The sequence below is a fragment of the Bacillus sp. GW823-FHT06A10 genome (assembly GCF_058795375.1).
This window is the reverse complement of the sequence record NZ_JBXAHT010000001.1, coordinates 1,008,537-1,035,246: the sequence shown is the minus strand read 5'-3', so window position 1 is coordinate 1,035,246 and position 26,710 is coordinate 1,008,537. Positions and strand designations below refer to the sequence as shown.

Genomic DNA, 26,710 nt, shown 5'->3' with positions numbered 1-26,710 from the left:
GAGGAAACACCTATATAGTTGCACCGATTATGCTAATCGTTTCATCCACTCTACTCCTTTATTCAAATTAAAAACTTAAAATGCCCAGCTACCTTTACGGAAAATTGGTTCTACAGTTCCATCTGATAGAATACCGTCGATGTCCATCTCTCTGCTACCAATCATAAAGTCCTCATGTGTTACTGAAATATTTGCACCTAACGTTTCAAGCTGATCGTTTTCTAAATCTCTTCCACCCTCTAAGCAAGTTGGATAAGCTTTACCAATCGCTAAATGATTCGATGCATTTTCATCAAACAATGTATTAAAATATAAAATTCCCGATGCTGAAATTGGTGATTCATGTGGTACAAGTGCTACTTCACCTAAATAGCAAGAGCCTTCATCCACATTAATAAGCTCCTGTAATAAATCATGTCCTACCTGTGCTTCAGCTTTAACAATTTTTCCTTCTTCAAATGTAAGTTTAAAGCCGTCAATAATATTTCCTTGATAAATTAATGGTTTTGTATTACTTACATAGCCATTTACCCCTTGTTTCATCGGTAACGTATACACCTCTTCTGTCGGCATATTAGCCATAAAGATAGTATCATCAGGAGTTTTACCACCTCCAGTAATCCATTTATGCTGTGGTGCTAATGCAATTGTTAAATCAGTTCCTGGCGCTGTATAGTGAAGCTTCATATATTTTTTATTGTTCAGTAGGACCGCACGAGATTCTAAATTCTCTACATGTTCACGCCATTTTTCAATAGCATTGCCTTCACCAATACGAACAGCTTTAAAAATAGCCTCCCATAATGCTGGTACTTGATCCTCAGCTGCTAAATCCGGGAACACCTTCGATGCCCACTTTGGTGAAGGAACTGCTACCATCGACCAAGCTATTGAATCCTTCATTACGGCGTTGCGATTGTTTCTCAGAGCAGCTCCTGCTACCTTTTGATAGGTAACTAGACGATCAGATGAAATACCTGTAAATTTATCAGGATCTGTAGCATCTATCATTAATAGTGCTCCTTTACGTTCGATTAGCTCATCATTCATTTTAACTATCCACTCTGGGAAGCGATTAAATTCTTCATCTGAGGCATGATCAAAGTACGCACGTTCCATTTCTTCATCCGAAAAATTAACATGAACACGCCCTGCCCCAGCCTTATAAGCCTCTTTGACAACTATACGGGCGAAATCCAATGTATCTACTGATGTATTGACTAATAAGTATTGCCCTGGTTGAATATTGACACCGATTTTCACCGTAAGTTCTGCATATGCTTGTAATTTTTCTTCAAAAGTCATATTATTTACCTCGCTTTTATCAAATTGGTTTTGAATTCCCCTCACTAACCTGCTTTCATACCATACTTTCTGAACAGGTTTTCTCAGAATTTCTCTTTCCTATTTTTTACATTTTTCATCAAGACATGATAACAACTAATGGATTTTTTCTACTACTCATATATTTACTTTCTAAACTTTGATTCAAATAATATTGGTTTTTTTTCAAAAAATCTAATCGAAGGTATCAAACACTACAACAAATTATAGAGTTCTTTATTGTGAAAGCTCACTCATTTCTTCCCAATCTTTTCAATGTTGCTGCACCTAAAGGCTTTCCATCAATGTGGCGTTTAACATTCTCAATCACTCCTTTCTCTTTATAAAGTTATTTTTGATAGATAAACATATCATTTGATATAAGATTAAATCATTTCAAACGAATTATCAAGTCGTAAAATTTAATTTTTAAAAAATTGGGTAAAAAAAACTATATGAACATGGATTCTATCAAAGGGAGCGATAACGAAAAGATTTTTACGCACACATGGATACGAAATTACTGCTCAAAAATACCCCCTACATTTATCTGCAAGAGGGCTATCTTTTTATTCATTTTGCCAATAAACAAACATGTTTCCACTTTACCAATCTTTTTTCATGTTTATATTATCCTATCTAGATGAAGATATCTCCTAGAGGTAACACCACATGCCCATCAAGTTAAGAGTTTAATTGTTGCCACAAAACGAGAAAACTGAACCGGATTTTTATGAGTAATTATGAAGAGATAGAATTTTAGTTTTGGGGATATTTCAAAAGTTTAGCTTGATGGGTATGTGAATCTCCTCTCTATAACAAATATTTTTTAGTAAATGTTAAAAATTTTGCGAGAGTGTAAATTTTTAACATTTTAATTTTTCTCAATTGTATAACTTTATTTTTGAATTATACTTAATTCGTAATCCCAAAATTAGGAAAGGAGCTTTGAGATAGGACATTTATCTTAAATGTTTACTTGGAGGAGTGATTAAAAAAATCAATGAAGGTAATGTGTTTCTAAATTAATCAGGAAGAGAACTTGAAATGTTACTATGCTTTTTTTACTCATCTAAAAATATCATCAAATTTTTTTAATAAGTGCAAATTTAAAAAATCCACTTTCGGCATTAATGAAAAAGCTGATATTTCGTATATAAGTAATTAATGAATTTGAACGAAAGGACTGATCTATATGGACAGCAGAAAGAATTGTAGATTACAAAAAACTATAAAGGTGTTTGCAACATCCGCTATTTTAGCAACCACGTTATTTGCACCTATTATGTCAAACAATTTAGATGTGCATGCAGAAACTGCACAAACTGCAACTCAATTTGAACAAAGAGAGTTTGACCTTCCAGGTACAGGAAGTTTTTGGGATGAAGCAAAAAGAGAAAAAAGAAGTGAGCAAAAAAATTATATGCCAACAGGCATATATGTGAAACCTAATGAACAGGTTACAATTACAGTATCAGGAACGCAAAAGATTAGAGCCATTATTGGGACACATCAATATGATAAAGAATGGGGAAAAGAAATTGATCTTTCTCCAGGCTCTAATACTATCTCTTCACCAAACGGCGGCGTATTAGGGTTAGATAATTTTCAAAGCACAGGAACAGTTAAGGTGCAAGTAACGCAAGGCGGTAGTCCTATTCCTTTCTTTGTATTAGGGAAACACACAAAAGCTGACTGGATTGCCATGATGAACAACTATCCAAATGCACATGCAGTACAATTGAAATCAGAACGAGCCGTACTAACTGTAACTCGTGATAGTGCCAATAAATATATTGTAAATCAAGATCCTGTGCCCCTATTAAATAAATATGATGATATGATTCGAGCGCAAGACAAGTTAGCAGGGCTATCTGAAACGGATCCTAATCCTTTACATCGTTCAACTCGTCGTATTTGGGCCTTTGTAGAAAATCCTAACGCACAAAGTTGGGGCATGTATGCAAGTTGGGATGGAGCCGTCTTTACGACTGCTGGTGAAGCTATCAAAAGTACTTTAAATGTAAATGAGTTTGGATGGGGACAAATGCATGAAGCGGGACATGCACGACAACAATATCCATGGACGTGGAATGATTTAAGAGGTATGGGTGAAGTAACGAATAATCTATATTCATTAGCTGCATTCAAAAAAATATACCCAAATATACCAACACGTTTAGATACAGAGGGAGATTATAATAGAGCTTTTGCGTATTTAAACCAAACAAATAAAGAATATAAAAATATTGACGACCTGTTTGTAAAACTTGTTATGCTTTGGCAACTTCATTTGGCATATGGGGATGATTTTTATCCAAATCTCCACAAATTATATCGTGAGATACCTGAAGATCAACTTCCCAAAACAGACGAGGATAAAATACAGGCATTTATTTACAATACATCGAAAATAGCAAAACAAAATGTACTGCCATTCTTTGATAAATGGGGATTGAAAGCAACACAAGAAACGAGACAAAAAGTAGAAGCTTTAAACACCCCAACATTAATTGCACCTATATGGGAAGCGACGGATGCTAAACCTGTTAAACCACTTGCTGTATTGTCAAAAAAAATAATGAAGGCAAGTGCAAATAGTGAGGAATCAACGGGCTCAGCTAGTAAGGCGATAGATGGAAAAACAGATACATTTTGGCATAGTACTTGGACACCAAATCAATATCCTTACAATTTGACACTAGAACTTGGTGATACACGTACCATTTCACAATTGGCATATCTTCCAAGGCAAGATTGGTCAGAAAATGGCCGTATTTTAACTTACAATATTTATACGAGTGTAGATGGCATTACGTATGACAAAATATCATCAGGAACATGGGAAAATAATAGTGATAAGAAAACGGCAACATTTACCCCAGTTACTGCAAAGTATGTAAAAGTGGAAGTAACGAAAGGACAGAATGGATTTGCTTCAGCAGCTGAAGTAGATATTTTAGGGTATTAATTATTTTCACTTGTAAATGAGTATATGATCACAGGGTGGATTTTGAAATATTTTGAGGATCTGCCCTGTGATATTTTTTGCGTATTTCATGTTCTGTTTTCACTTTATAATTTCTGATAGGAAATTAAGTGAATAAGTTTCAGTTAATACTAATAAAGTAAAAGTCTATAATGATTCTTCAAAAATTTCTTCCTCAAAAAATCTTTTTTGTTTCAACATTTTTCTGACTACTTAGTTTTTCAAACACTGCTTCTGCTTCTTGACCATAATCTCTAAATGTACCTCCAGCAACAGAATCAATTTCTAAATATTTTTCCTTTGAAATCAGATTAGGAGTTAAGGAACCCTTATTCTCATCTCCTACTAAAGACATGTACATAAATATAAGTAGAAATATAACTAATAATCCTAATGTTATTTTCCCTATTTATTGTCTCCTGTTCTAAAAAAACAGTTTCTGTCTATCATACCAACAATAGGGAATGTCCTTTTAGAATTTATAAAAAATATAAAAATACATGACAAACTTATATATAATTGCAAGTTCAACTCTCACAAAAAACAGGATAAAAAAATAAACAGCAGAACTAGTCCACTGTTTACTTTGCCACACCTTCATGTAATTTTTCTGTATAATCCTTTACATCTTTCCAGCTATCTTTCGCTGTATGTAAATCTTCTTTTATAAACGTAAACTCTTCTGGAGAAATTCCTTTTACGTTTTGTAGTAAATTATTATATTTTGCACCTACTGTATACCATTGATTTGATATGTTTTGTAGTGCTGTAATTGCTGCATCAATTGTTTCTGTCATGTTTGTTGTTTTATTTTTTACATCAGTCAAAATTAAGACTTCTGCTTGCGCTCCTGAAATTCTATCTTTTAAATTAGCGATTTCTCTTTCTGCATTTGCGATATCTTTTTTCGCAACCGCAATCATTGGCCCGCCAGCAAGACATGTTATTAATGCTATGCAAAGTACGCCACCAGCAATGACCATATCATTACTCTTTTTAATTGAATCGTTATATGTATTTATTTGTTGCTCTAAAGCTGGAATACCAGCATTCGTACTTGCCAATATCGCTGTTAACTGATTTGTATCCTCTTTGAAACTATTTGTATCTTTCGCCATTCTATCGCGAAAAGCTTTCAAATTCCCTAATAATACATCTACCTCATTTTGATTCTTTACAATATCCGCATACAACTTTTCTAAATCCGCTTTTAATTTTCCGCTATCCTTTTGATCAATCGCTATTAACATGTCATTATAATACGATTGAAAAGTATTATTGTAATTTATAATATTTTGATCCGTTTTCATAATTTGAGGCTTCATATTATTTAACCAATATGCTGCATTAACTTTTGCATCTCTTTGATGCTGAATCATATTCCCTTTAAATTCACTATTAATCGAACTTATTTTACTTAAATCCGTCTCTTGTTGATTTTGAATTAATTTTGCATATGAATCCATTGCAAATATACTTGATGTCGTTTGTGCCATTACATCTTGGAATCCAGCTGGTCCAAGAGAATAGTTTTTCACATTTTCTTGTAGCACCTTTACATTTTGTTCTGCTGCAAAAGGATGTAAAGGAAATGCGTTACTTGTTGCCACCCCAGCAATCATTACCGCTAAAAGACATTTTTTATAAAAACTTTTCTGCATATTTTTCACCTATTCTCCTTATAAGGATATCAAAAGCTCCTGCTCACAACTGAACAGGAGCTTCAAATCATTCATCAACACTTAACGCTCTAACGATTCGTATTCAATTATGCTTTTTTCGTATCTACTACTTTAATATCTTCAGCATAAATCTTTTCTGCATAGTCTTTAATGTTTTTCCAGCTATCTTTCGCAATGTTTAAATCTTCTTTAATGAAAACTAGGTCGTTTGGACTAATAGAATCTACATTTTGAAGTAAAGAATTGTATTTTGATCCCATTGTGTACCATTGGTTTGAAATATTTTGTAACGCTGTAATTGCAGTATCAATTGTATTTGTTAAATACTCTGTTTGTGTTTTAATGTTCGTTAATCCTGCTACTTCTAATTGCGCAGTTGTAACTTGTCCTGTTATCTTTTGAATTTCTGCTTGTGCATTATCAAGCTCTTTCTTCGCTAATACGATTCCAGCTGTACCACCGCCTACAGCTGCTGCACCACCTGCAATTAATGCTACTCCTAGCGGTGTTCCTGCGCCCGTAGCAATAACTACTGCACCACCGATAATTGCAATTGGTCCTAGAGCTGTCGCAACAGATGAACCGATAATAATTGCATTATATTTACTAATTGCTTCATTGTACGTTGTAATTTGATTTTGCAGAAGCGGAATCCCTGCATCTTGACTAGCTAATATAGATGTAATTTGATTTGCATCACCCTTGAAGTTTTGCGTATCCGAAGTCATTTTATTTCGGAATTTCTTCAAGTCTTCTACTAACTGATCCACTTGTGCTTTATTTTCATTAATACTACTTGATAATCTAGTTAAGCCTTTCGTAAGAGTCGCTTTATCCTTTGCATCAACTGCAGCAACTAAAGTATCATAATAGTTTTGGAATTTCGTATTGTAGTTAATGATATTTTGATTTGTTGAAATAAGCTGTGGTTTTAATACATCTAACCATTGCTTCGCATTTCCTCTAGCTGTATCTTGGTGCTGAATTACTTTCCCTTTTAAAGCCGCATCAACAGACGATACATTTCCAAAGTTAACATTACCTTGTTTAATAATTGTTAAAGCGTACAGATCCATTACTAAAGCATTTGAACCTGTTCTTTCCATTGCATCTTTCAAGCCTTCTGGTCCTAATGAGTATTCTTCATAGTCATTATAAGCTTTTGCTACCGCATGAACTGGAGCTTGTTTCACTGTACTTTCAGCTGCATACGTATGAGCCGGCATAATATTTCCTGCTGCAAATACTGCCATAAGTGCTGATAGAGCCATTACTTTATAAGGTTTTTTTGTCATTTTTCTTCTCTCCCTATATCGCTAATTATTTTTCTGTTTAATGTACTTCAACGTTTGTAACGTAATCTTCAAATTGATTTGTTTGCTTATTCATTTCATCACTTACTTTTTTAATTTGATTGAAATGTTTTTGAAGTAAACTACTGTCTGTATACGTGCCTTCTTCAACATTTGTTTGAATTTGAATCATATTATTATTTAAAACTTTCCAATCCGTTAATAACGTTTCTAAAGTTGTAATTTGACGATCAATTAATTCTGTAAAGCTATTTACTTGATCTTCAACGAATGTAATTTGAGTCGCCTCTGCTTCAGTTTGTGATAACTTTTGAATAAGTGGTAATAACTCTTTTTGCTTTTGTTGAATGCGAAGAGCTGCTTCTCTCGTTTGACTATCTGCAGCATTTACAATTTCATTACTTAAAGTACCGATAGAAACAAAATCGATTGTTTTCGTTTGTGCAGTTTGATTTGTGATTGTAAATACTTGTTTACCGATATTAATAGAACCTTTAATGATTTCTTGAGGTCTATTCAAAATAGTAGTTAGTTCAGCTTGAATTTCCCCTTGAATTCTTTTAATATCTTCTCTTAATTTCACAATATCTCCACTTGATCCTTGCAGTGTTTTTATTGCTTCATCGGCTTTAATTGATAAGTTGTTACTATCTTTGTCTAATACTGTTTTAAATCTATTTAACTCTAATAAATCTTGCTCCATACTCTCTTGGATGCTTTGTACTTGCAATTGTAATTTTCCATATGCACTCATAAAATCTGCTTTTGCTTGCTGATCTTCATTTACGTTTCCTGCTAGTTCATAGAGCTTACTATAATAGCTATTAAATCTAGTGCTGTATCTCATCATTTCTTGATTTAAGTCAATTAGCTTCGGATTATATTCATCAATCCATTCTCTTACATTCGCCTTTGCAAACTTTTGATGATTCGTTAAGCTACTCATCGCATTTACCTTAATGTCTGGCTGTTGCAAGATAATTAATCCGTATGCTTGAATAAGCGGTGATTGTGATCCTAACATTCTAATTGAATTGGATAATGTATTTGGAGCAATTACATTTTGCGCATATACTGTTTTCACTTCTGTTTGCCCCTCCTTAGCGTAAGCGCTTACAGGAATGAAGCAACTCGTAGATACTGCTGTAACCAATAACCCTGTAATTAAAGTCTTTTTCACTTTAACTCCTCCTATGTATTAGCAACTATTACTATCGCATTTTATTATTCTATTTTCTTGCCCATAATTTGAGATGATTAAAATAGAGAACGTTCTCACCGTGATCCATGTATGAACCACCTCTCTCGTATTGCTACAGTACTTACTTATCGTCACAAAACATTTTATTATTTTTCATATGTGTTTAGTATGAATAACATTGTATAAATTTTCTATTTCATCGAAATTCTCACATTCACATAGTGAATATATTACTTAAAAATATTATTCATTTTAAACTAAACAACATGCGTAAATATGAAATTTCGTTTTGTTTTCATATATGTTTTGTACTGTAAGGTCATTTAAACACAGCTGTTTATATAACGTAAAGAAGTATTTTCATTCCCTTTATTTTCAAGCTTTCATGTCCTTATTTCAAAATATAATCCGATTCACTTTATCGATTGAAATATCTATATATCACAACAGAAAACACTACTTGCAAATAACCGATAAAATTATATTAATATAATTTTTAAATCCATATGCAATTATGCATAGCATATACACAAAAAGGATAGCTTCATTTTCACGAAGCTATCCTTCAAAAATCTTCTTATTTTTTCAAATGATATGGAACTGTCGTAATAACAACATTTCTTTTATAAAGTAAATACGCACGTATGAGTAAACTGGATTGATTATGAAGAATGTTATGCCAACCTTTTTTCGGAATGAACTGTGGTATAACGACCGTAACGCGGTAATTCGATTCACTTGCCTTATATTGCACTGTATCAATGAACTTCGTTAGCGGCTGAATAATACTTCTATAATGAGAATGTAATGTAACAAGCCTTACTTCAGGTTGCCACACCTTCCATTTCTCTTCAAATTTCTTTTCCTCTTCTCTGTCAAAAGCAACATATACAGCGATAACTTGATCTGCCGAAAGAGATTTCGCATAGTTCAATGAATTTTCTACTACATGCGTCATACCTGCTACAGGAACGACAATTACATTCCCCTCAATTGGAATAAGAGGTTCACAAGTTTTTAAACTTAATTGATCACCCACTGCATCATAATGCTTCTTAATTCGATGAAACAAGAAGATAATAGCAGGTAAGAAAATAAGAATCGACCAAACTTGTGCAAATTTAGTTAAAAAGAACATGCTCATTACGATAAAACTAATAACTGCACCAATTAAATTAACCGTTAATTTTAAAACCCATCCTTCAGGTTTTTCGCGAAGCCACTTTAATACCATCCCTGTTTGAGAAAGTGTAAATGGAATAAATACCCCTACTGCATATAACGGAATTAAATGTTCTGTTTGTCCTTGGAAAGCTACAATTAATATAATCGAAGCAACTCCAAGTATTATAATACCGTTTGAGTAACCTAGACGGTCTCCTCTAATCGTAAACATTCTCGGTATAAATTTATCTTTTGCGAGGTTAACCGCTAATAAAGGAAATGCAGAATAGCCTGTATTAGCTGCGAGAATTAATATTAAAGCTGTTGTACCTTGTATGAAATAGTACATGAAATTACGTCCAAATGTTTGTTCAGCAATTTGAGAAACAACTGTTACTTCTTTACTCGGCGTCACTCCGTAATAATAAGCTAAAAATACAATTCCTGAAAATAACACAGCAAGTAATGCACCCATTGCAAGCAATGTTTTTGCAGCATTGTTTGGCGCAGGATCTTTAAAGTTCGGAATTGCGTTTGAAATTGCTTCAACACCTGTTAAAGCAGAACTACCTGATGCAAATGCTCTTAACAGTAAAAACAAACTAATACCCGCAACCGGCGTTCCGATCGGCGTGTGTAAAGTTGGTGAAACGTGACCAGTCAAAATATTATATATGCCTACACCAATTAATATAAATAGGGCTAAAACAAATAAATAAACAGGATATGCTAAAACAGAAGCTGATTCCGTTACTCCTCTTAAATTTAAGATGGTAATAAATATAACAAATATAATCGCAATGATTACATTATGTGCATGTAAACTAGGAAAAGCAGATGTTAGCGCATCTGTACCTGCAGATACACTTACCGCAACAGTTAAAATATAGTCGACTAATAAAGATCCTCCAGCAATTAAGCCTGGATTCATCCCTAAATTTTCTTTTGATACAACATACGCTCCCCCGCCATGCGGATAAGCAAAAATAATTTGACGATAAGATAAAATAAGGGCTGTCAATAATACTAATACCCCAACAGCGATCGGAATGGAATACCAATAAGCGATCGCTCCCACACCTGCTAAAGCAATTAAAATTTGTTCTGGACCGTAAGCAACTGATGACAATGCGTCAGAAGATAAAATAGCTAAAGCTTTCGTTTTATTAAGCTTTTGTTCTCCAAGCTCTGTTGATTTTAACGGTCTTCCAATTAAAAATCTTTTAATAGATGAAACCAATGCTGTCCACTCTCCAATAATTTTGTACGAACTTTTCTGCTTGTTACAGCCAGTAAACTATTTCTTCAGAAAACAAAAAATGTCTACAAGCCATAGCGAAATAGACTTGTAGACATTATTTTTTTTGTCGCACAAGCTCCACCTTCCTTCTCAATATAACGCTTACGAGGTTAGCTGTCGGATTCGGGCCTATGAGTAGCCCTACCTTTTTCAAGGATTCACCCCATCGGATTATGTACTAATCCGTAAAAACGGGTCCCCCGTACCATGCGGTTTCAGCGATTTAGAAAATTGAAACTGTGGATTATAATACTCCTTTATTTTCAAAAAGTAAACAAAAATTTTTAATAAGAAAAAAATTAAAATGATTGCGCATAATCCGCTGAGAAATATACATAATGAATATTAAAAATCCGCAAAGGAGACCCATATGTCTAAAGAAAAGAAGCCTATTTTTTCCGATTCATATTTAGATGCAGTAGCAAATGAAATTAATCAGTTATATGGTAAACGTGAACAGGAAATAAATTTGACAGATAGAACGAAAAGAAATAAATAATTTGTCATACAAAAAAATAAAAAAGATAGCAATACACTTATATATTGCTATCTTTTTTATTTTTTCATACATCTAATTCTATTACAGATTTGTTAAAGGTCATCTCTTCATACACCTTTAAATTTTGATATATAGATTCTAATAATGGTGCCGCTATAGAAAATTTCTCTGCTACATCCAGTAAATATCCTTGCAAGTGCTTCCCTTCAATAAACGAACCCTTTTCCATATCACGTTGCATTGATGACTTCATATCATACGAAATTTTATCAATCGTTTTCATATGTTCCTGGGCAATATTAGCCTTTACTGGAGCTCCTAATACTCTCATGATTTGTACAGATTCCTCAAACACATTACGGATAAAATCACGGCCGCCTTCACTTTCACGGATTGGTCCAATTGGTGCACGCATTAACGTTGTCACACCTGACATTACAGTAATAAATAAATATTTATGCCACATATCTTGCGTAATATTTTCACTTAAAACAAAACTAGATTTCGTACCTGAAAATGCTTTAGAAATATGCTTTACTCTCTCTGAATTTTGAGACTTAATTTCTCCAAACACAAGTCTGTTGGCAGCGCTAGTTTGTACAATTTCTCCTTGATTGTTTAACGTCGTCTCGATAAAGCATAAACCGCCAATTACTTTTTCTTCGCCGAATTCTTTTTGTAATAGCGATAAATGAGCGATACCATTTAACAATGGAATGATTACAGTATTTTCGCCAACAAACGGCTTCAAATCTTGAATTGCCTCGTTTAAGTGATACGCTTTTGTTGAAAATAAAATGACATCAAATGGAGAAGTTCGCTCTTCTTTCGTTATTAATTTCGGTCGGAAGGAAAAATCCCCGTTAACACTTCGGATTACAAGTCCTCTTTCCTCTAATTGTTTTTTCCGTTTACTACGAACAAGAAACGTGACATCTTCTCCCTTCTCGACTAATCTGCCACCAAAAAATCCTCCGACTCCACCAGCGCCTAATACTAAAATCCGCATACAGCATCCCCCTTTTCAAAATACAATTTTATAACTTTTAGTATACATAACATTATACATGTTCCCTGCTAAATAAGCTGAATTTTCACTCTCAATTGAGTATAAAAGAGTGGTTATTTTCAAATAAATTTGGGCATGTTGTTTCTATAGCATATATGGAAAGGACACAATGTAGATGGAGGCAATACAATCAATTGAGGAAAAAGGTGTAGCAACAGCTATATTCCAATTTATATTCCCGTTTTCGTTTAAAGCTGGATATGAACAAAATATGTTCCCTTTCTTACAAAAAAACGATTTTCGTCCTTTTCGGCTCGATCATCTCGATGATGAAAATACATATTATGGGGAGTTTAAAGTTTCACATCAAAATATGGAAGCATACTATCTTTCATTTACAAATAAAATTCTCTTTCCTCATTCAGAGCATCAAAAGGGCTTGCAACGTTATTCAAAGGACCTTAACTTAACTGGACATTTAACAACAAACCTTATTTCAATTCCATTCAAGATACACTCTATTGATGTAACACTTTGTCCTTATGAACTTGGCTTCTTAACAATTCGAACAGAAGTAAACACTGCTCCAAACATGACTTTATCTGAAGCAATCGAATTCGCTGCTCGCTTCCGTGTACTTGAAACTAAAAATGATACAAATGAGACTATTTGTATTGAATGTAACGGAAAGAAGTATTCCCAAGTTGAAAAATTCATTTTTGGTTATTTATTTCATGGTGTAACTGATTTCTTTGAAAAGAAGAGATTAAGAAGTTCATACTTTCAAACCTTCCCTTTCTTTGAAGACCAAAGAATGTACGTTCAAACTTTATTGTCACTAAAAGAAGGTATGGAACTTAATGAAGTAGATGTTTATCGTACTTCTAGTCTTTCCGGATTAACAAGTGATGGTAAGCCCTATGTGAGTGCAAATAACCTTCCTTACATTCATGACTATTTAAAAAAACACGCTTACCAGAGATGGGCTCCAAATCGTTATTTCATAATGGAAGAACATATTTTTACATGTGTAACAAATGATGGAGAACGCGAAATCTCTAAACTTGCTAGTCAAATGTTCGGAGAATTTTATTACGCTTTATTATTAAACCTATTTCATAAAATTGTTTTATTAAAAATGGCAAACGCCTATGCTGAGCTAAACATTGAACAAGATACTAATGAAATAGAGAAATTAATTTATTCGATCAATTCGTTCACTGCTAATTATTTTTCTTTAGAATTAGTATCCCAATCACAAAGTGAAGATATTTTCTTTCGCTTAAGAAAACTTTTTAATATTGAGGTTCTATACTCGAATGCGAAACAAAATCTTGATAGTTTGTTTAAATATCAAGAAAATGTCGCCTCTAAAAAAGATAGCCTTTTATTATTAATTTTAACGCTCTACTCTGTAGTGGGCCAAATGTTAGGGTTTACTATGATCGACCTTTTAAGAAACACCGATTCAAACAAAATATCGTCACCTCTTGAATTTTTCGCTCTATTAATTGCGATTAGCGGCATTGTCATTTCACTTATTTTAGGAGCCCAAAGTTTATACCAATGGGGTCTACAGCATAAACAAAGAAAAGCTTGGGTAAAACAAACGGTACTGTCTGCTGTAAAAGAAAAAGAGGATAAAAACTAAAGAAGGTTATTTTCAAATTCTTGGTGTGCTACAGTAAGTGAAATTTTTATCAGCGATTTTTAAGATATATCAGCGATTTTTTAAATATATCGACTTACCGACAAAAAACGACAAATGACAGGACTGGATAATAAAAAAAGGGTACTCCAAAATAAAACTTGGAGTACCTTTTTATTATACGAATTCAGCTTACTTCCCTGCTTCGATTTTCTCTAATGCAGCAGCTACTTGTTCTTCAGTTAATTCATGTTGTATTACATAGCGGTTACGTGGACTTACACGACATTCATGAGAACATGCACGTAAATATTTCGCTTCGTTTTCTTCAGAACATAAAATTTTCTTATTACATTCTGGATTTGAACAGTTTACATAGCGCTCACATGGTTCACCTGTAAAGTGATCTTTACCAACGATAACATGTTCTTTTTGGTTTACTGGAACAGCGATACGTTCATCAAACACGTAACATTGCCCATCCCAAAGCTCACCTTGTACTTCTGGATCTTTTCCGTACGTTACAATTCCGCCGTGAAGCTGACTTACATCTTCATAACCTTCACGAACTAACCAACCAGAGAATTTCTCACAACGAATTCCACCTGTACAGTATGTTAAAATCTTTTTACCTTCAAGTGTTTCTTTGTTTTCTCTAATCCAATCTGGTAATTCACGGAATGATTCGATATCAGGTTTAATCGCGCCTTTGAAGTGTCCTAAATCAAACTCATAATCATTTCGTGCATCAATGATAACTGTATCTTCTTGTTTCATTGCCTCATAAAAATCTTTTGGCTCTAAATACTTCCCAGTTATTTCGTGTGGGTTAATGTCATCTTCTAGACGAAGTGTAACTAATTCTGGACGAGGACGTACGTGCATTTTCTTGAATGCATGCCCTTCTTCTTCATCTATTTTAAATACGATACCATCAAAACGTGGATCATTATTCATTGCTTCCATGTATTTCTCTGTTTGCTCTACAGTTCCAGAACAAGTTCCGTTAATACCTTCTTTTGCTACAAGAATTCTTCCTTTTAATTCAAGTGAATTACAAAATGCTAAATGCTCTGCAGCAAATTCTTCTGGGTTTTCAATTGTTGTGTACATGTAATATAGTAATACTCTGTATGGTTTTGTAGTTGCCAATGTATTTCTACCACCTATCTAATTTTTAAAATCATGTATAAGTTAACGTTCATATCAAAACATATATAATAAGAAAATGAATCCCATTTTCTTTTCTTTATACTATTTTCTATCAGTTAACAAAAATAAAAAACAAGATTACACATCATAACACTATGGTTATGTTGTAATCCCAATATATTATATATCATACAATTGCAATTCCATCAATTAATATGCTGTATTATCAGCTTTATGTTCACATAAATTTCAAAAACAGCCCTTTAATTCACTATGTTTCCCCATGTCATCACACCATAAACTCCCAATTCATTTTACATTATCACACCATCCATTGCATAAAGGCATATAATTTGCATTAAGGAAACTTTCGTGTTCAAATGAAATTATCACATAACATATTTAAATGTATTGAAATAATGAGTAAGAATAAATACAATAATTTCATCAAGTTAACATTTTAAAGGGGAAAACTACTATGAATAAAGATATAACAAAAGATAAACATCTCCCTTCTGAAAGTACAACTGTACAATCAGCTCACTTAGCTTTAAGTGGAGAAACAAAAGGCTGGAAAAGACTGTTACCATTTTTAGGACCCGCTTTTATCGCGTCCGTTGCTTATATTGATCCTGGCAACTTTGCTACAAATATCGCAGCTGGTTCACAATATGGATATTTACTATTATGGGTTATACTCGCTTCTAACTTAATGGCTGTATTAATCCAAACTTTATCGGCTAAATTAGGAATTGCTACAGGAAACAATTTACCCGAAATAGCTCGTGAAAACTTTCCAAAGCCTGTGTCTATCGGCTTATGGATACAAGGTGAACTAGTTATTATGGCTACAGATTTAGCGGAATTTATTGGAGCTGCTTTGGGGCTTTACTTACTATTTGGAATCCCGATGCTACCTGCCGCTTTAATTACAGCAGCCGGATCATTTATTATCCTTGAATTTCAACGTAGAGGATTTCGTCCACTAGAAGCTATTATTACAGGAATGATTTTCATTGTAGTAATTGCTTTTGGGATTCAAGTTTTTTATGCAAAACCAGAATTAAGTCCCCTTCTTTCAGGACTATTTATTCCAAAATTCCAAGGTGTAGACAGTATATTACTTGCAGCAGGGATTTTAGGTGCGACAGTTATGCCGCATGCAATATACTTGCATTCTGCATTAACACAACGCCGTGTGGTCGGAACAACTGACGAACAAAAGAAAAAGATTTTTCGTTTCGAATTTATCGATATTATTATTGCAATGGTTATCGCTGGAGCAATTAATGCGAGTATGTTAATTGTTGCAGCTGCACTATTTTTTAAAAATGGTATGCACGTTGAAGATTTAGATGTTGCTTACACTCAATTTACCAACTTAGTAGGTCCTATATCAGCTGCTTTGTTTGGAATTGGTCTGTTATCAGCCGGTTTATCAAGCTCTTCTGTCGGTACAATGTCAGGCGATATTATTATGCAAGGATTCATTCGCATGCATATTCCGTTATATTTACGCCGATTTATTACAATGATTCCACCACTAGTTATTATCGCTTTAGGTGTAAATCCAACTTACGCTCTAGTTATGAGTCAAGTTGTCTTATCATTCGGTATTGCATTTGCACTTGTACCACTTATTATGTTTACAAGTAATAAAAAGATTATGGGTGCACTCGTTAACCACCGTATAACAACATTTATCGCATGGATAATTGCTGCTCTCGTTATCGTTTTAAATATCTTCTTACTGTATCAAACATTTGTAGGGTAATGAAAAAAGGGTATTCCAATTTTTATTTGGAATACCCTTTTTCAATTCATTATTTGTATTAATCCTATAAACTCTTTTTAAGATAAATTATATAATCTATTTCCAGACAATAATTCCCTTACGCCTTGAATAATCTTTATTTTCAGATTAAATTATATAATAACAAATACATTCTATTTTCATGTGAAAAGGAGCGAAAATATGTTTCCTTTATTAAAAACTGAAAGACTTATTTTAAGAGAACTTACCGAAGAAGATGCACCGCGTATACTACAATGCTTTTCTAATACTAATGTACTGCGCTATTATGGCCAAAAACCGTTACAAGATGTTGATCAAGTGAAACAAATCATTCATAACTTTAAGTTGAGTTACAATGCAAGAAACAGTATAAAATGGGGAATCGAATTAAAAGACAAGAAAGAACTCATCGGTACCATTGGTTTTCACGATTGGTCTTCTGAGCATAAACGAGCCAATATAAGTTATGCCTTTTTGCCTGAACACTGGGGAAAAGGATATGCGACTGAAGCTGTTTCTGAGGTTATATCATACGGTTTCCATACGATTCATTTAAAGCGGATCGGGGCAATTGTATTTCTTGAAAATGAAGCTTCCAATAAAGTACTATTAAAATTAGGCTTTGAAAAAGAAGGTGTTCTAAAAAATTATATGTATCAAGATGATATCCCATATGATACGAATTTTTACGCTTTATTAAAATCGATTTAATAGAATTCATGTGTAAAAAACCTTACTTTTAAAAAGTAAGGTTTTTTGTATTTATTCATTAGCAATATAAGCATTCTTATAAGTATAAATACCACCAAATTGATGCTTTTCAATTCCTTTTACATAATCCTTTTGTACATATGCTGAGCCAATATGATAAAGCGGCGCCACCGCAGCATCTTCTAATAATACCTGCTCGGCTTCTCGCAACGCTTCCCATCGTTTTTCCGTATCTAGTACAAAATCCGTTTTCGCTTTCTTTATTAATTCATCGTAACGAACATTAGAATAATTCATTTTATTATTCGGATTCCCTGTCGTAAATAACTCTAAATAACTAATTGGGTCTTTATAGTCAGGTCCCCAATTTGCCATAGTTATATCGTAATCACCTATTTGTTCTAACTGTAATTTTTGCTTAAATGGCTGTTGTTTAATTTGTATCGTTAACCCTTGCAAATTCTTCTCTAAATCACCTTTTATATATTCTGCCATACGTATTGCGTTATCTTGTTCGAACGTTAAGAACTCTAGGTTTACTTGTTCTACCCCAAGCTCTTTTTTCGCTTCTTCCCAAAGTTTTTTCGCATTTTGCAAATCATATGAGGAAATATCTCCATTTTCTTTTCTAAAATCTTTACCAGTCACTTCATTTACATGACCAACTGGTACAAGTCCACTTGCAGGTTTTGCTCCGTTATTAATAAAGTGAGCAACGAAATCATCTTTATTTAACGCTAATGAAATAGATTGACGCACCTTTTTATTTGCTAACGCGTTATTTTTTTCATTAAAACGAAGCATAGCAATTCCAGGATCACTCGACATATGTAATTCCTTATTCCCTTTATACTTGTCTACAACTTGCGAATTAATAGGTACTCGATCTAAATCTCCGGCTTCATATAAATTTACAGCTGTCATTGTATCCTTTACGATATGAAAGTTTATTTCGTCTAATTTCACTTTCTTTCGATCCCAATATGTAGCATTCTTCTTTAATTGAAACTCTTGTTCATGCTTCCATTTTTCTAATACAAATGGACCGTTATATATGAGATTACTAGGTTCCAATGCATAATTGTTTCCTTGTTCTTTCAAAAATGATTCATGCTGTGGTAAGTATATAGGTAGTGCTAACAACTGTAAAAAATACGGAATTGACTGTTCGAGTTCAACTTCTAACGTATAATTATTTATCGCTTTAACCCCAAGTGCATCAAGAGGCATTGTTCCCTTATTGATCTCTTTCGCATTTTTTACATAAAAGAGCATGGACGCATATTGAGAGGCTGTTTCAGGGTTAATTGCACGTTTCCAAGCAAATATAAAATCATTTGCTGTTACATTATCCCCATTTGACCATTTTGCATCTTTACGCAAGTCAAATGTATATTTCTTACCATCTTCACTTCTTTTAAACGATTTTGCTATGGCTGGAGTAGGCTGATCTTGATCGTTTAATACATATAACCCTTCAAATATATTCTGCATAATGTGTGCTGATGTACCATCTGTTGTTTTCACAGTGTCCAGAGAAGGAATTTCTTCTGATACTGTTACATTTAACACTTGTTTTTTAACCTCTATGTCACTTTTATCCGCTTTATTATTACAAGCTGTTAATAATAAAGATGTAACAAGTGCCATTACCATTAAATGGCTCTTTTTTCGCTTCATGAGTTGTTCTCCTTAAATATAAAATATTATAAAGCGTAATATATTATAGCAGAAATACTAACAGAAAGATGCGACATTCTTTTGAATATTTATTCGTTCAAGAAAAAAACTATCCTTTTAAAAGGATATGGATTACCTTGGAATCTTTTCGATTTTTAACGAAAAAAACATATAAACTAATAGGAGCTTAACTTTTCCTCAATAAAATCGAATTTAATTGTCGCTTCAATACATACTTTCTATTTTATAGCATCTAAATACCACAATACCAAATTAACATTTACGGATATTTTACGAAACTTTCGGAAATTAAGACGAATATTCTGGACTTATCGTTCCGGAATATTTATACTAAGTTACATGAATGGAGGTGTTATAAATTGGGTAGAAGTATTAGTTTTAACAAAGAACACGCTTTAAATAAAGCTATGCATTTATTCTGGGAAAAAGGTTATGATGCTACATATATATCAGATCTTATTGAAACGATGGGTATAAGTCGATCTACTCTCTACGATAGCTTTGGAGATAAGGATGCACTATTTAAACTAGTTTTGGAACATTATAAAAATTATGGCTCTCAAAAGAGAAATTTACTTTTTAGTGGTATAAACACAAAAGCATCACTTAAATCCTTTTTTTATCAACATATTGAAAAATGTTATTCAGGTGAAATTCCAAAAGGTTGTATGATAACTAATTCTTCACTGCTTATTGGACAAATTGACCCTGCCATAGAAGAAATACTCATAAATGATTTTAATGAACTTGAAAAAGTATTTAAGCAAGTTATCGAAGAAGGAAAAAAGAAAGGAGAAATTTCACAAGAGGTTGATACTGAATTAGTTGCATATTCTTTATTAAGTTTAAATCATAGTTTGAATGTAATGTCTAAATATAAAAAAGAGAAAAATTCAGCCTATCATCTAGTAGATAAGACTATTGCAGACCTATAGTCTTTCTTTTTTAATGATTTCGGAATGAACGTTCCAAAAAGAAAGGAATGATAAAATTGACTAAAAAGACAAATTTTCTAATATTTATTTTAGCAATTAGTTGTGGTTCACTTGCTGCAAATATTTATTATGCACAACCAATTGTACAATTCATTGCAAAAGATCTGAACATTTCTTCTGATTTATCTGGATTGCTCACTACTTTGACACAAATTGGGTATGGATTGGGGTTATTTTTTATCGTACCGATGGCTGATTTATTGAAAAGTAAGAAAATAATAGGAATTCTTATCGGGTTAACTATTTTTTCATTAATTGGTACGCTAATTTCGACAAACGGAATTATTTTTTTACTATTAACAACTATAATTGGCATTGGGGCCTGTGCAGCTCAAATGTTAGTTCCACTAACAATGAGAATCGTGCCAATTGAAGAGGCAGGTAAATATGTGGGTAAAGTGATGAGTGGTTTATTGATTGGGATTATGATTGCTCGCCCATTATCTATCGGAATAACAGAGTGGTTTAGCTGGAGAATGGTATTTCTTTTTTCATTAATAACCCTAGTTACCGTATTACTGTTAATTCTAAAATTTTTACCCAACTATGAAGTTATCTCAACTAGTAACATGACATATCCAAATTTAATAACTTCTATGGTAAAGCTACTAATAAATACTTCTCCTTTACAACAAAGAGCTTTTTATCACGCATGTTTATTTGCTGCATTTAGCCTTTATTGGACAGCTATTCCAATTTTATTAAGATCAGAGCCATTACATTTTTCAAATAATGAAATTGCATTATTTGGCTTTGTTGCAATTGCTGGAGCTTTATTAACTCCTACTATTGGTAAAATAGCAGATAAAGGTTATATTTTTACAATGACTAATGTATCATTGGCACTCGTACTATTATCGATCGTACTATTATTCTTTGTTCAAGATCATTCACTATTTAGCATAATTTTAATTCTTATCTCAGGTATCTGCATTGATATTGGTGTAGCAGGAAATTTATTATTAGGTCAAAAAATTATCTTTGGTTTGAATCCCGAGATAAGAAACAGACTTAATGGATTATATATGACTATTTTCTTTTTGGGAGGAGCCTTTGGTTCATGGATTGGAAGTTATACTTACTATAAATTTAATAGTGAAGTAACTTTACTCATTGGAGCTGCTTTACCTTTAATCGCCTTAATAGTTCATTTAATACACAATAATACAATAAGTTTATTAAAAACCAAAAATAAATACATGTCCTAACTATCAATGTACTCTAAAACTAGCGTCAACATCTAATTTTTTGGGTAGTGTTAGCATTATCACTTCTGTTGCAAAGTTTTAAAAAATATAGTGAGGTTTACAAATTAGAAATAGGCTGTGGAGAAGATTCTCTCCACAGCCTAAAAAAGTTATCTTTGTAAACCTCGTTTATAACGACTTGCTTCAAATATAATACGCTCTTCATCTAACGTTTTACATTCACCATTCCAAACGACACGTTTTCCGTTAATAATTACATCGCTTATATCTTTACCACTCGCAGCATATACAAGGTGTGATAACACTTCATCTGCTGGTTGTAGATGCGGCTTGTTAGACGGGTCAATCGTAATAAAATCAGCACACTTACCAGCTTCTAGTGACCCTGTTTGTTTCATCCCGATTACTTCCGCAGCTCCTTTTGTCGCAAGAGAAAGAGCTGTTTCAACTGGTAATGCTGTTGCATCTTGGTGAATACCTTTTTGTAATAAAGTCGCTATGCGCATTTCTTCAAACATGTCTAAATTATTGTTAGATGCAACACTATCTGTTGCAATTCCTACTTTTATTCCTGCTTCTAGCATCGCTTTTACATTCGCTATACCAGAACCTAGTTTTAAATTACTATTCGGATTATGAGCTACTCGAACATCATGTTCTGCTAAAAATGCACGCTCATCATCATTTAATACTACACCGTGTGCAATAACTGTTGGGCGTTTAAACAATCCGCAGCTCGCTGCATATTCTACTGGACGTTTTCCGTACTGTGCTTCAATATCACGTACTTCACGCTCTGTTTCAGAAAGGTGGATATGAACCATTGTTTGATTCTCTACTGCAATACGAGCACACTCTTCTAACAATTCTGTACTACATGTATATGGACTATGTGGTGCAACCATCGTAGTTAACATGCCACTTTCTTTATAATAACGCTTCACATATTTCTCAGCTTCTTCAATCGCTTTCTTTTCATCGTCTTTCGTTCCGAAGCTAAATAAAGTCCTTGAAACAGCAGCTCGCATCCCGCTCCTTGATACCGTTTCCATAATTGCGTCTTGATCTACTCCAATTGGATTAAACATGTCAGAGAATGATGTTGTACCACTTTTCACCATCTCAAGTAATCCTAATTCCGTACTAGCGACCGCAATTTGGGGAGTAAATTGACTTTCCAGTGGCCAAATTCTCGTCTCAAGCCATGGCTGTAATAACATATCATCTCCAATACCTCTTAGGAGACTCATTACAACGTGTGTATGTGTATTTACAAGCCCTGGTAAAACCCACTTTCCTTTCATGTCAATTACTTCATCTACTTCAAAATCATTTGCAAATTCTCCGCTCTTTACATCTATAATTTGATCATTTTCTACAATGATATATCCATTTTCTATCACTTCGTTTTGTTCATTCATCGTTACAATTGTAGCGTTTACATAAGTTGTTTTCAAAAGTATTTCCCCTTTCAACTCTATGAAGTTCCCTTTAATGAAGTTACCACCATTATAGTAACTTATTAAAGATTAAGAGTCAAAAGATAATTTTAATTCTTTCGTTATTTTTCCCTTCAAAATGCTATATTGTTTTTCATTTGTATCTGCAAATGCTTCTTCCCGATTTGACTTTTCATCCATATAATTCAATTTCCCATTGAATTGAGTCTCTGTAAAATCAAATCTCTGCCCATCTATAAAGTTATAAAAGTGCCATACCTCTCTTACTTTTGTCTTTTTAATTTCTCCTCCGTATATGTCTTGAACGACAAGAGCTGTAACACCACATTGTCCCTTTGCTGGGTTTTCAATTGTCCACTTTGAACTCGTTTCAATCGACCACGATTTTATTAGTGCTTCATATATTCTTTTTTCCTTTACATCATCCATTCTAATCTTCCCCTACTATTAATAGTTTTACACATCATATTTCAAAAGAGGCAGTACACGACCCTTAAAGACAGTTGATGGTGTCTCTCCTATTAACTGTGCTCCCATTTTCAAGTAATATCCTTTTGCATTCGGATCACTATCAATTGTAAAACTTTTTAATCCTAGTTCATTGGCTTTTTCTATTACATACTCCCAAAGTATTTTCCCGTAACCTTTTCCTTTGTAATGAGGATGAATGTACAAGAAATCGAGAGCTTTATCATTACGTAAAAATGAGAAAAAACCAATCTTCGCATTATCGTTTTCTAAAACATATACAAAATTATTTTTTATGTACTCTTCCGTAATTGTTAAATCTTCCTTACAAGCAAGTATGAATTCTTCACTATAATTCCACGTTGCTTTTGAATGTAGTGCGAGTTCACTTAATTCATTTGCTTCACTTAATAATGCTTCTCTTATCTTCATGATTCTTTTTCCTCACTTTCAATATGTACACTACTAAATTGATTCGGAAAGCACTTCAAAAAAACCTTTAATTTCCATAAATTAGAAATTAATTTTATAAATCTTTATTATAATCAGTACGATTTTCAACAATTTTTTTAAAGAAAAAGAACGCCATCCCTAAAAGTTGGCGTTCTCTTTTTCTAAAATTTAATCTTCAAGCTCACTCATTCGTTTTACTATTTCGTACGATACAAACCTATACAGTTTCTACTACCGCTTCAAGCATTGTTCCATTTTTAGCATAGTTCGTATGCCAAGAAAAAGCTTTTTCTAAAATATGAGGAGTTTGTCCACCTCTTATTTTTGCTTCTTCGTAATAAGCTCGTAGCTGGGCACGATACATTGGATGTACGCAATTCTCAATAATAAGTTCCACTCTTTCTCTTGGCGCAAGTCCCCTTAAGTCAGCATACCCCTGTTCAGTGACGATAACATCTACATCATGTTCAGTATGGTCTACATGAGAAACGAAAGGAACGATGCTTGAAATGTTACCACCTTTCGCAATCGATTTAGTAACAAAGATAGCTAGGCGGGCATTTCTTGCAAAATCGCCAGACCCACCAATACCATTCATCATTTTTGTACCTAAAACGTGAGTAGAGTTAACATTTCCGTATATATCTAATTCTAATGCAGTATTAATTGAGATTAATCCAAGGCGACGAATAATTTCAGGATGATTGGAAATCTCTTGTGGACGCATCATTAATTTGTCACGATATTTTTCAAAGTTAGAAAATACTTGTTGCATTTTCTCTTCAGAAAGCGTGATAGAACAACAAGAAGCAAAATTGACTTTTCCAGCATCCATAAGATCAAAAACTGCATCTTGTAAAACCTCGGAATATACTTCTAAATCTTCAAATTCTGAATCTAACATTCCATGCAATACGGCGTTAGCCACTGAACCAATTCCTGATTGTAACGGCGCTAAACGATTTGTTAATCGGCCTACTTTGACTTCTTCTCGAAGGAATTCTATTAAATGCTGTGCCATAATAACAGTTTCTTCATCCGGAGGAACAATTGTCGATGGCGAATCCAATTGATTCGTAAACACAATTCCCTTTACTTTTTCAGAATCAATTGGAATACCGATTGTTCCAATTCGGTCATCTGTTTTCACAAGCGGAATTGGAAGCCTCTCCCCTTGTTTACCTGGTTCATATAGATCATGTAGCCCCTCTAATTGCGCGGATTGAGCCATATTCATTTCAATAATAATAGACTTAGCATTTAAGGAAAACGCTAAGGAATTTCCAATTGAAGTGGTTGGAATAATCATTCCGTCCTCTGTAATCGCAACCGCTTCCAAAATGGCGAAATCTATATCCAGAACGTCAGCACGGAGTAACTCTGCTGTATGAGACAAGTGTTGATCCACAAATAAAAAGTCTCCGTTATTAATTCCTTTTCGCATAGTCGCGTCAGCTTGGAAAGGTAATCTTTTCCCTAAAATTCCTGCCTCAGCAAATAATTTGTCTACATCCGATCCTAAAGAAGCCCCAGTATAAACATTTACTTTAAAAGATTCATCATTCTTAACTCGGTTTACAAGCGCAAATGGGACTGCTTTTACATCACCTGCACGTGTAAACCCACTTAAGCCTAAAGTCATTCCACTTTGAATCCAGGAAGCTGCTTCCTCAGGTGTAACTACCCGATCTTTTAGACGTTGATCTCTGATTCTATCTAAGTTATTCTCCATATGTAATCCCTCTCTCATTGAATATTCATAATTATTTTACACATTAACACTATCAAAATAGGGATTTTAGTATACAATGCCGAAAATTCAGACAGAACAGCAAATCTAGGTTCTAAAGCAGAAAAACTTAGAATCCTAGAAGCTTACGGAAATAACTAGCGTATGATTGACTAACTGGTACTCTCTCACCATTATCCATTGAAAGTACAAAAGTAGAATGGGTATCAGGATAAATCGCTTTAATATGATTAATATTTACAATAAACGAACGGTGACATCTAATAAATGAATCTTTCGGAAGCAAGTATTCGAATTCTTGCAGAGAGTATTTATGTGTTCCTGATAACTCTTCTGAATTCACATACGTCTTTTTATCTTTAGCCTCTAAATACATAACCTTTGAAAAAGGAACCGGAATCCAGCCGTCTGTTGTTTTTAAAGTAACAACTGACTTTCCATCCGTTAAAGCTGGATAAATTGCCGTTACGCACCCTTCAAGCTTTCCATTGCTTGAAAATGGTACAGCCATTCCATGATAAGGAATACCAAAAACATCCCGATTAATAAACTCAGAGGTTTTTTGATTCATCACCATCGCTTTATGAGCAATCGTTCCTTCCTTTATAGGATCCCCGACACTAATCTTTAAATCAATTCGTTTACTTGGCCGATAGTAAATATATTCTTTCGTATTCGAAACAGCAATTGAAATTTCATCTGAAAATAATTCCCCAACAACATCTAGTAATAAACCTAACGTTCTATCTTCCATTCTATTAACACCTCATTCACTATTATACTACTATTATGAACAGGCATCTGTTGCTTTATAAAAAGTTTGATTTTAAGTTACTTTTAAAATTAGTTTTATTCACTATTACTTCGTTACTACAAAAAACCTCACTTC

General features: G+C 33.5%; 21 protein-coding genes and 1 riboswitch. Of the genes, 7 read left to right on the top strand and 14 right to left on the bottom strand.

The genetic code is table 11. The features are described from left to right. Positions 1 to 75: 75 nt before the first annotated feature. Positions 76 to 1,305, bottom strand: a complete 1,230-nt coding sequence (locus AC1Q8M_RS05390) for an aminopeptidase (protein WP_000141976.1) — start codon at positions 1,303 to 1,305, stop codon at positions 76 to 78. Between the two features lie 1,213 nt (positions 1,306 to 2,518). On the opposite strand from AC1Q8M_RS05390, the gene AC1Q8M_RS05385 reads away from it, so the two are divergent. Next, a complete protein-coding gene (locus AC1Q8M_RS05385) occupies positions 2,519 to 4,294 on the top strand; it encodes a M60 family metallopeptidase (protein ID WP_000378337.1) in 1,776 nt (591 codons plus the stop codon). 193 nt (positions 4,295 to 4,487) lie between these two features. Here the strand turns inward: AC1Q8M_RS05385 and AC1Q8M_RS05380 are convergent, their stop codons facing one another. From AC1Q8M_RS05380 to AC1Q8M_RS05360, 5 genes are all read right to left on the bottom strand, one after another. Beyond that, positions 4,488 to 4,667 (bottom strand): hypothetical protein, encoded by a 180-nt coding sequence (locus AC1Q8M_RS05380; RefSeq protein WP_000060529.1) that lies wholly within the window; start codon positions 4,665 to 4,667, stop codon positions 4,488 to 4,490. 226 nt (positions 4,668 to 4,893) lie between these two features. Then, positions 4,894 to 5,973, bottom strand: coding sequence for a non-hemolytic enterotoxin NHE subunit C (gene nheC / locus AC1Q8M_RS05375; RefSeq protein WP_033657501.1), 1,080 nt, complete (start codon positions 5,971 to 5,973; stop codon positions 4,894 to 4,896). A gap of 107 nt (positions 5,974 to 6,080) precedes the next feature. Beyond that, positions 6,081 to 7,289: a non-hemolytic enterotoxin NHE subunit B gene (gene nheB, locus AC1Q8M_RS05370; protein ID WP_000162968.1), complete on the bottom strand. Its 1,209-nt coding sequence runs from the start codon at positions 7,287 to 7,289 to the stop codon at positions 6,081 to 6,083. Positions 7,290 to 7,326: 37 nt separating this feature from the next. Further along, complete coding sequence (gene nheA / locus AC1Q8M_RS05365; protein WP_000751828.1) at positions 7,327 to 8,487, bottom strand: non-hemolytic enterotoxin NHE subunit A; 1,161 nt, start codon at positions 8,485 to 8,487, stop codon at positions 7,327 to 7,329. A 598-nt stretch (positions 8,488 to 9,085) separates the two neighbouring features. Beyond that, a complete protein-coding gene (locus AC1Q8M_RS05360) occupies positions 9,086 to 10,912 on the bottom strand; it encodes an APC family permease (protein ID WP_000254901.1) in 1,827 nt (608 codons plus the stop codon). A gap of 144 nt (positions 10,913 to 11,056) precedes the next feature. After that, a riboswitch (cyclic di-AMP (ydaO/yuaA leader) is annotated at positions 11,057 to 11,203 on the bottom strand. A gap of 139 nt (positions 11,204 to 11,342) precedes the next feature. On the opposite strand from AC1Q8M_RS05360, the gene AC1Q8M_RS05355 reads away from it, so the two are divergent. Continuing rightward, a complete protein-coding gene (locus AC1Q8M_RS05355; RefSeq protein WP_000031873.1) occupies positions 11,343 to 11,471 on the top strand; it encodes a hypothetical protein in 129 nt (42 codons plus the stop codon). Positions 11,472 to 11,535: 64 nt separating this feature from the next. Here AC1Q8M_RS05355 and panE read toward each other — a convergent pair whose 3' ends face one another. Further along, entirely contained in the window at positions 11,536 to 12,480 is a 945-nt protein-coding gene (panE, locus tag AC1Q8M_RS05350) for a 2-dehydropantoate 2-reductase (RefSeq protein WP_001221913.1), read from the bottom strand. Between the two features lie 175 nt (positions 12,481 to 12,655). Between panE and AC1Q8M_RS05345 the strand changes: the two genes are divergently transcribed. Then, positions 12,656 to 14,131, top strand: coding sequence for a hypothetical protein (locus tag AC1Q8M_RS05345; protein WP_000387439.1), 1,476 nt, complete (start codon positions 12,656 to 12,658; stop codon positions 14,129 to 14,131). 189 nt (positions 14,132 to 14,320) lie between these two features. Here AC1Q8M_RS05345 and trhO read toward each other — a convergent pair whose 3' ends face one another. Further along, positions 14,321 to 15,280 carry an oxygen-dependent tRNA uridine(34) hydroxylase TrhO gene (gene trhO, locus AC1Q8M_RS05340; protein ID WP_000246224.1) on the bottom strand — a complete coding sequence of 320 codons (960 nt, stop codon included), beginning with the start codon at positions 15,278 to 15,280 and terminating at the stop codon, positions 14,321 to 14,323. Between the two features lie 478 nt (positions 15,281 to 15,758). Here trhO and AC1Q8M_RS05335 point away from each other — a divergent pair, with 478 nt between their 5' ends. After that, the gene (locus AC1Q8M_RS05335) at positions 15,759 to 17,054 is read left to right on the top strand and encodes an Nramp family divalent metal transporter (RefSeq protein ID WP_001030687.1); all 1,296 of its coding nucleotides are present in this window, start codon (positions 15,759 to 15,761) and stop codon (positions 17,052 to 17,054) included. Positions 17,055 to 17,255: 201 nt separating this feature from the next. Further along, positions 17,256 to 17,786, top strand: a complete 531-nt coding sequence (locus AC1Q8M_RS05330) for a GNAT family N-acetyltransferase (protein ID WP_098235565.1) — start codon at positions 17,256 to 17,258, stop codon at positions 17,784 to 17,786. 51 nt (positions 17,787 to 17,837) lie between these two features. Here the strand turns inward: AC1Q8M_RS05330 and AC1Q8M_RS05325 are convergent, their stop codons facing one another. Continuing rightward, positions 17,838 to 19,466, bottom strand: a complete 1,629-nt coding sequence (locus AC1Q8M_RS05325; RefSeq protein WP_065228631.1) for a peptide ABC transporter substrate-binding protein — start codon at positions 19,464 to 19,466, stop codon at positions 17,838 to 17,840. A 380-nt stretch (positions 19,467 to 19,846) separates the two neighbouring features. Here AC1Q8M_RS05325 and AC1Q8M_RS05320 point away from each other — a divergent pair, with 380 nt between their 5' ends. Both AC1Q8M_RS05320 and AC1Q8M_RS05315 read left to right on the top strand, forming a co-directional pair. After that, positions 19,847 to 20,422, top strand: coding sequence for a TetR/AcrR family transcriptional regulator (locus tag AC1Q8M_RS05320; RefSeq protein WP_000533752.1), 576 nt, complete (start codon positions 19,847 to 19,849; stop codon positions 20,420 to 20,422). 47 nt (positions 20,423 to 20,469) lie between these two features. Beyond that, positions 20,470 to 21,690 carry an MFS transporter gene (locus tag AC1Q8M_RS05315; RefSeq protein WP_081367225.1) on the top strand — a complete coding sequence of 407 codons (1,221 nt, stop codon included), beginning with the start codon at positions 20,470 to 20,472 and terminating at the stop codon, positions 21,688 to 21,690. Between the two features lie 149 nt (positions 21,691 to 21,839). Here the strand turns inward: AC1Q8M_RS05315 and AC1Q8M_RS05310 are convergent, their stop codons facing one another. The 5 genes from AC1Q8M_RS05310 to AC1Q8M_RS05290 form a co-directional block, all read right to left on the bottom strand. Then, positions 21,840 to 23,165, bottom strand: a complete 1,326-nt coding sequence (locus AC1Q8M_RS05310; RefSeq protein WP_002153101.1) for a bifunctional S-methyl-5'-thioadenosine deaminase/S-adenosylhomocysteine deaminase — start codon at positions 23,163 to 23,165, stop codon at positions 21,840 to 21,842. Positions 23,166 to 23,219: 54 nt separating this feature from the next. Then, positions 23,220 to 23,579 carry a YunG family protein gene (locus AC1Q8M_RS05305; RefSeq protein WP_000342909.1) on the bottom strand — a complete coding sequence of 120 codons (360 nt, stop codon included), beginning with the start codon at positions 23,577 to 23,579 and terminating at the stop codon, positions 23,220 to 23,222. Between the two features lie 27 nt (positions 23,580 to 23,606). Next, entirely contained in the window at positions 23,607 to 24,050 is a 444-nt protein-coding gene (locus AC1Q8M_RS05300) for a GNAT family N-acetyltransferase (RefSeq protein ID WP_000701896.1), read from the bottom strand. A 238-nt stretch (positions 24,051 to 24,288) separates the two neighbouring features. Next, entirely contained in the window at positions 24,289 to 25,803 is a 1,515-nt protein-coding gene (gene scpC, locus AC1Q8M_RS05295) for a succinyl-CoA:acetate CoA-transferase ScpC (RefSeq protein ID WP_098400501.1), read from the bottom strand. A gap of 127 nt (positions 25,804 to 25,930) precedes the next feature. Next, positions 25,931 to 26,575, bottom strand: a complete 645-nt coding sequence (locus AC1Q8M_RS05290) for a LytTR family DNA-binding domain-containing protein (RefSeq protein ID WP_098353401.1) — start codon at positions 26,573 to 26,575, stop codon at positions 25,931 to 25,933. Between the last annotated feature and the right edge of the window lie 135 nt (positions 26,576 to 26,710).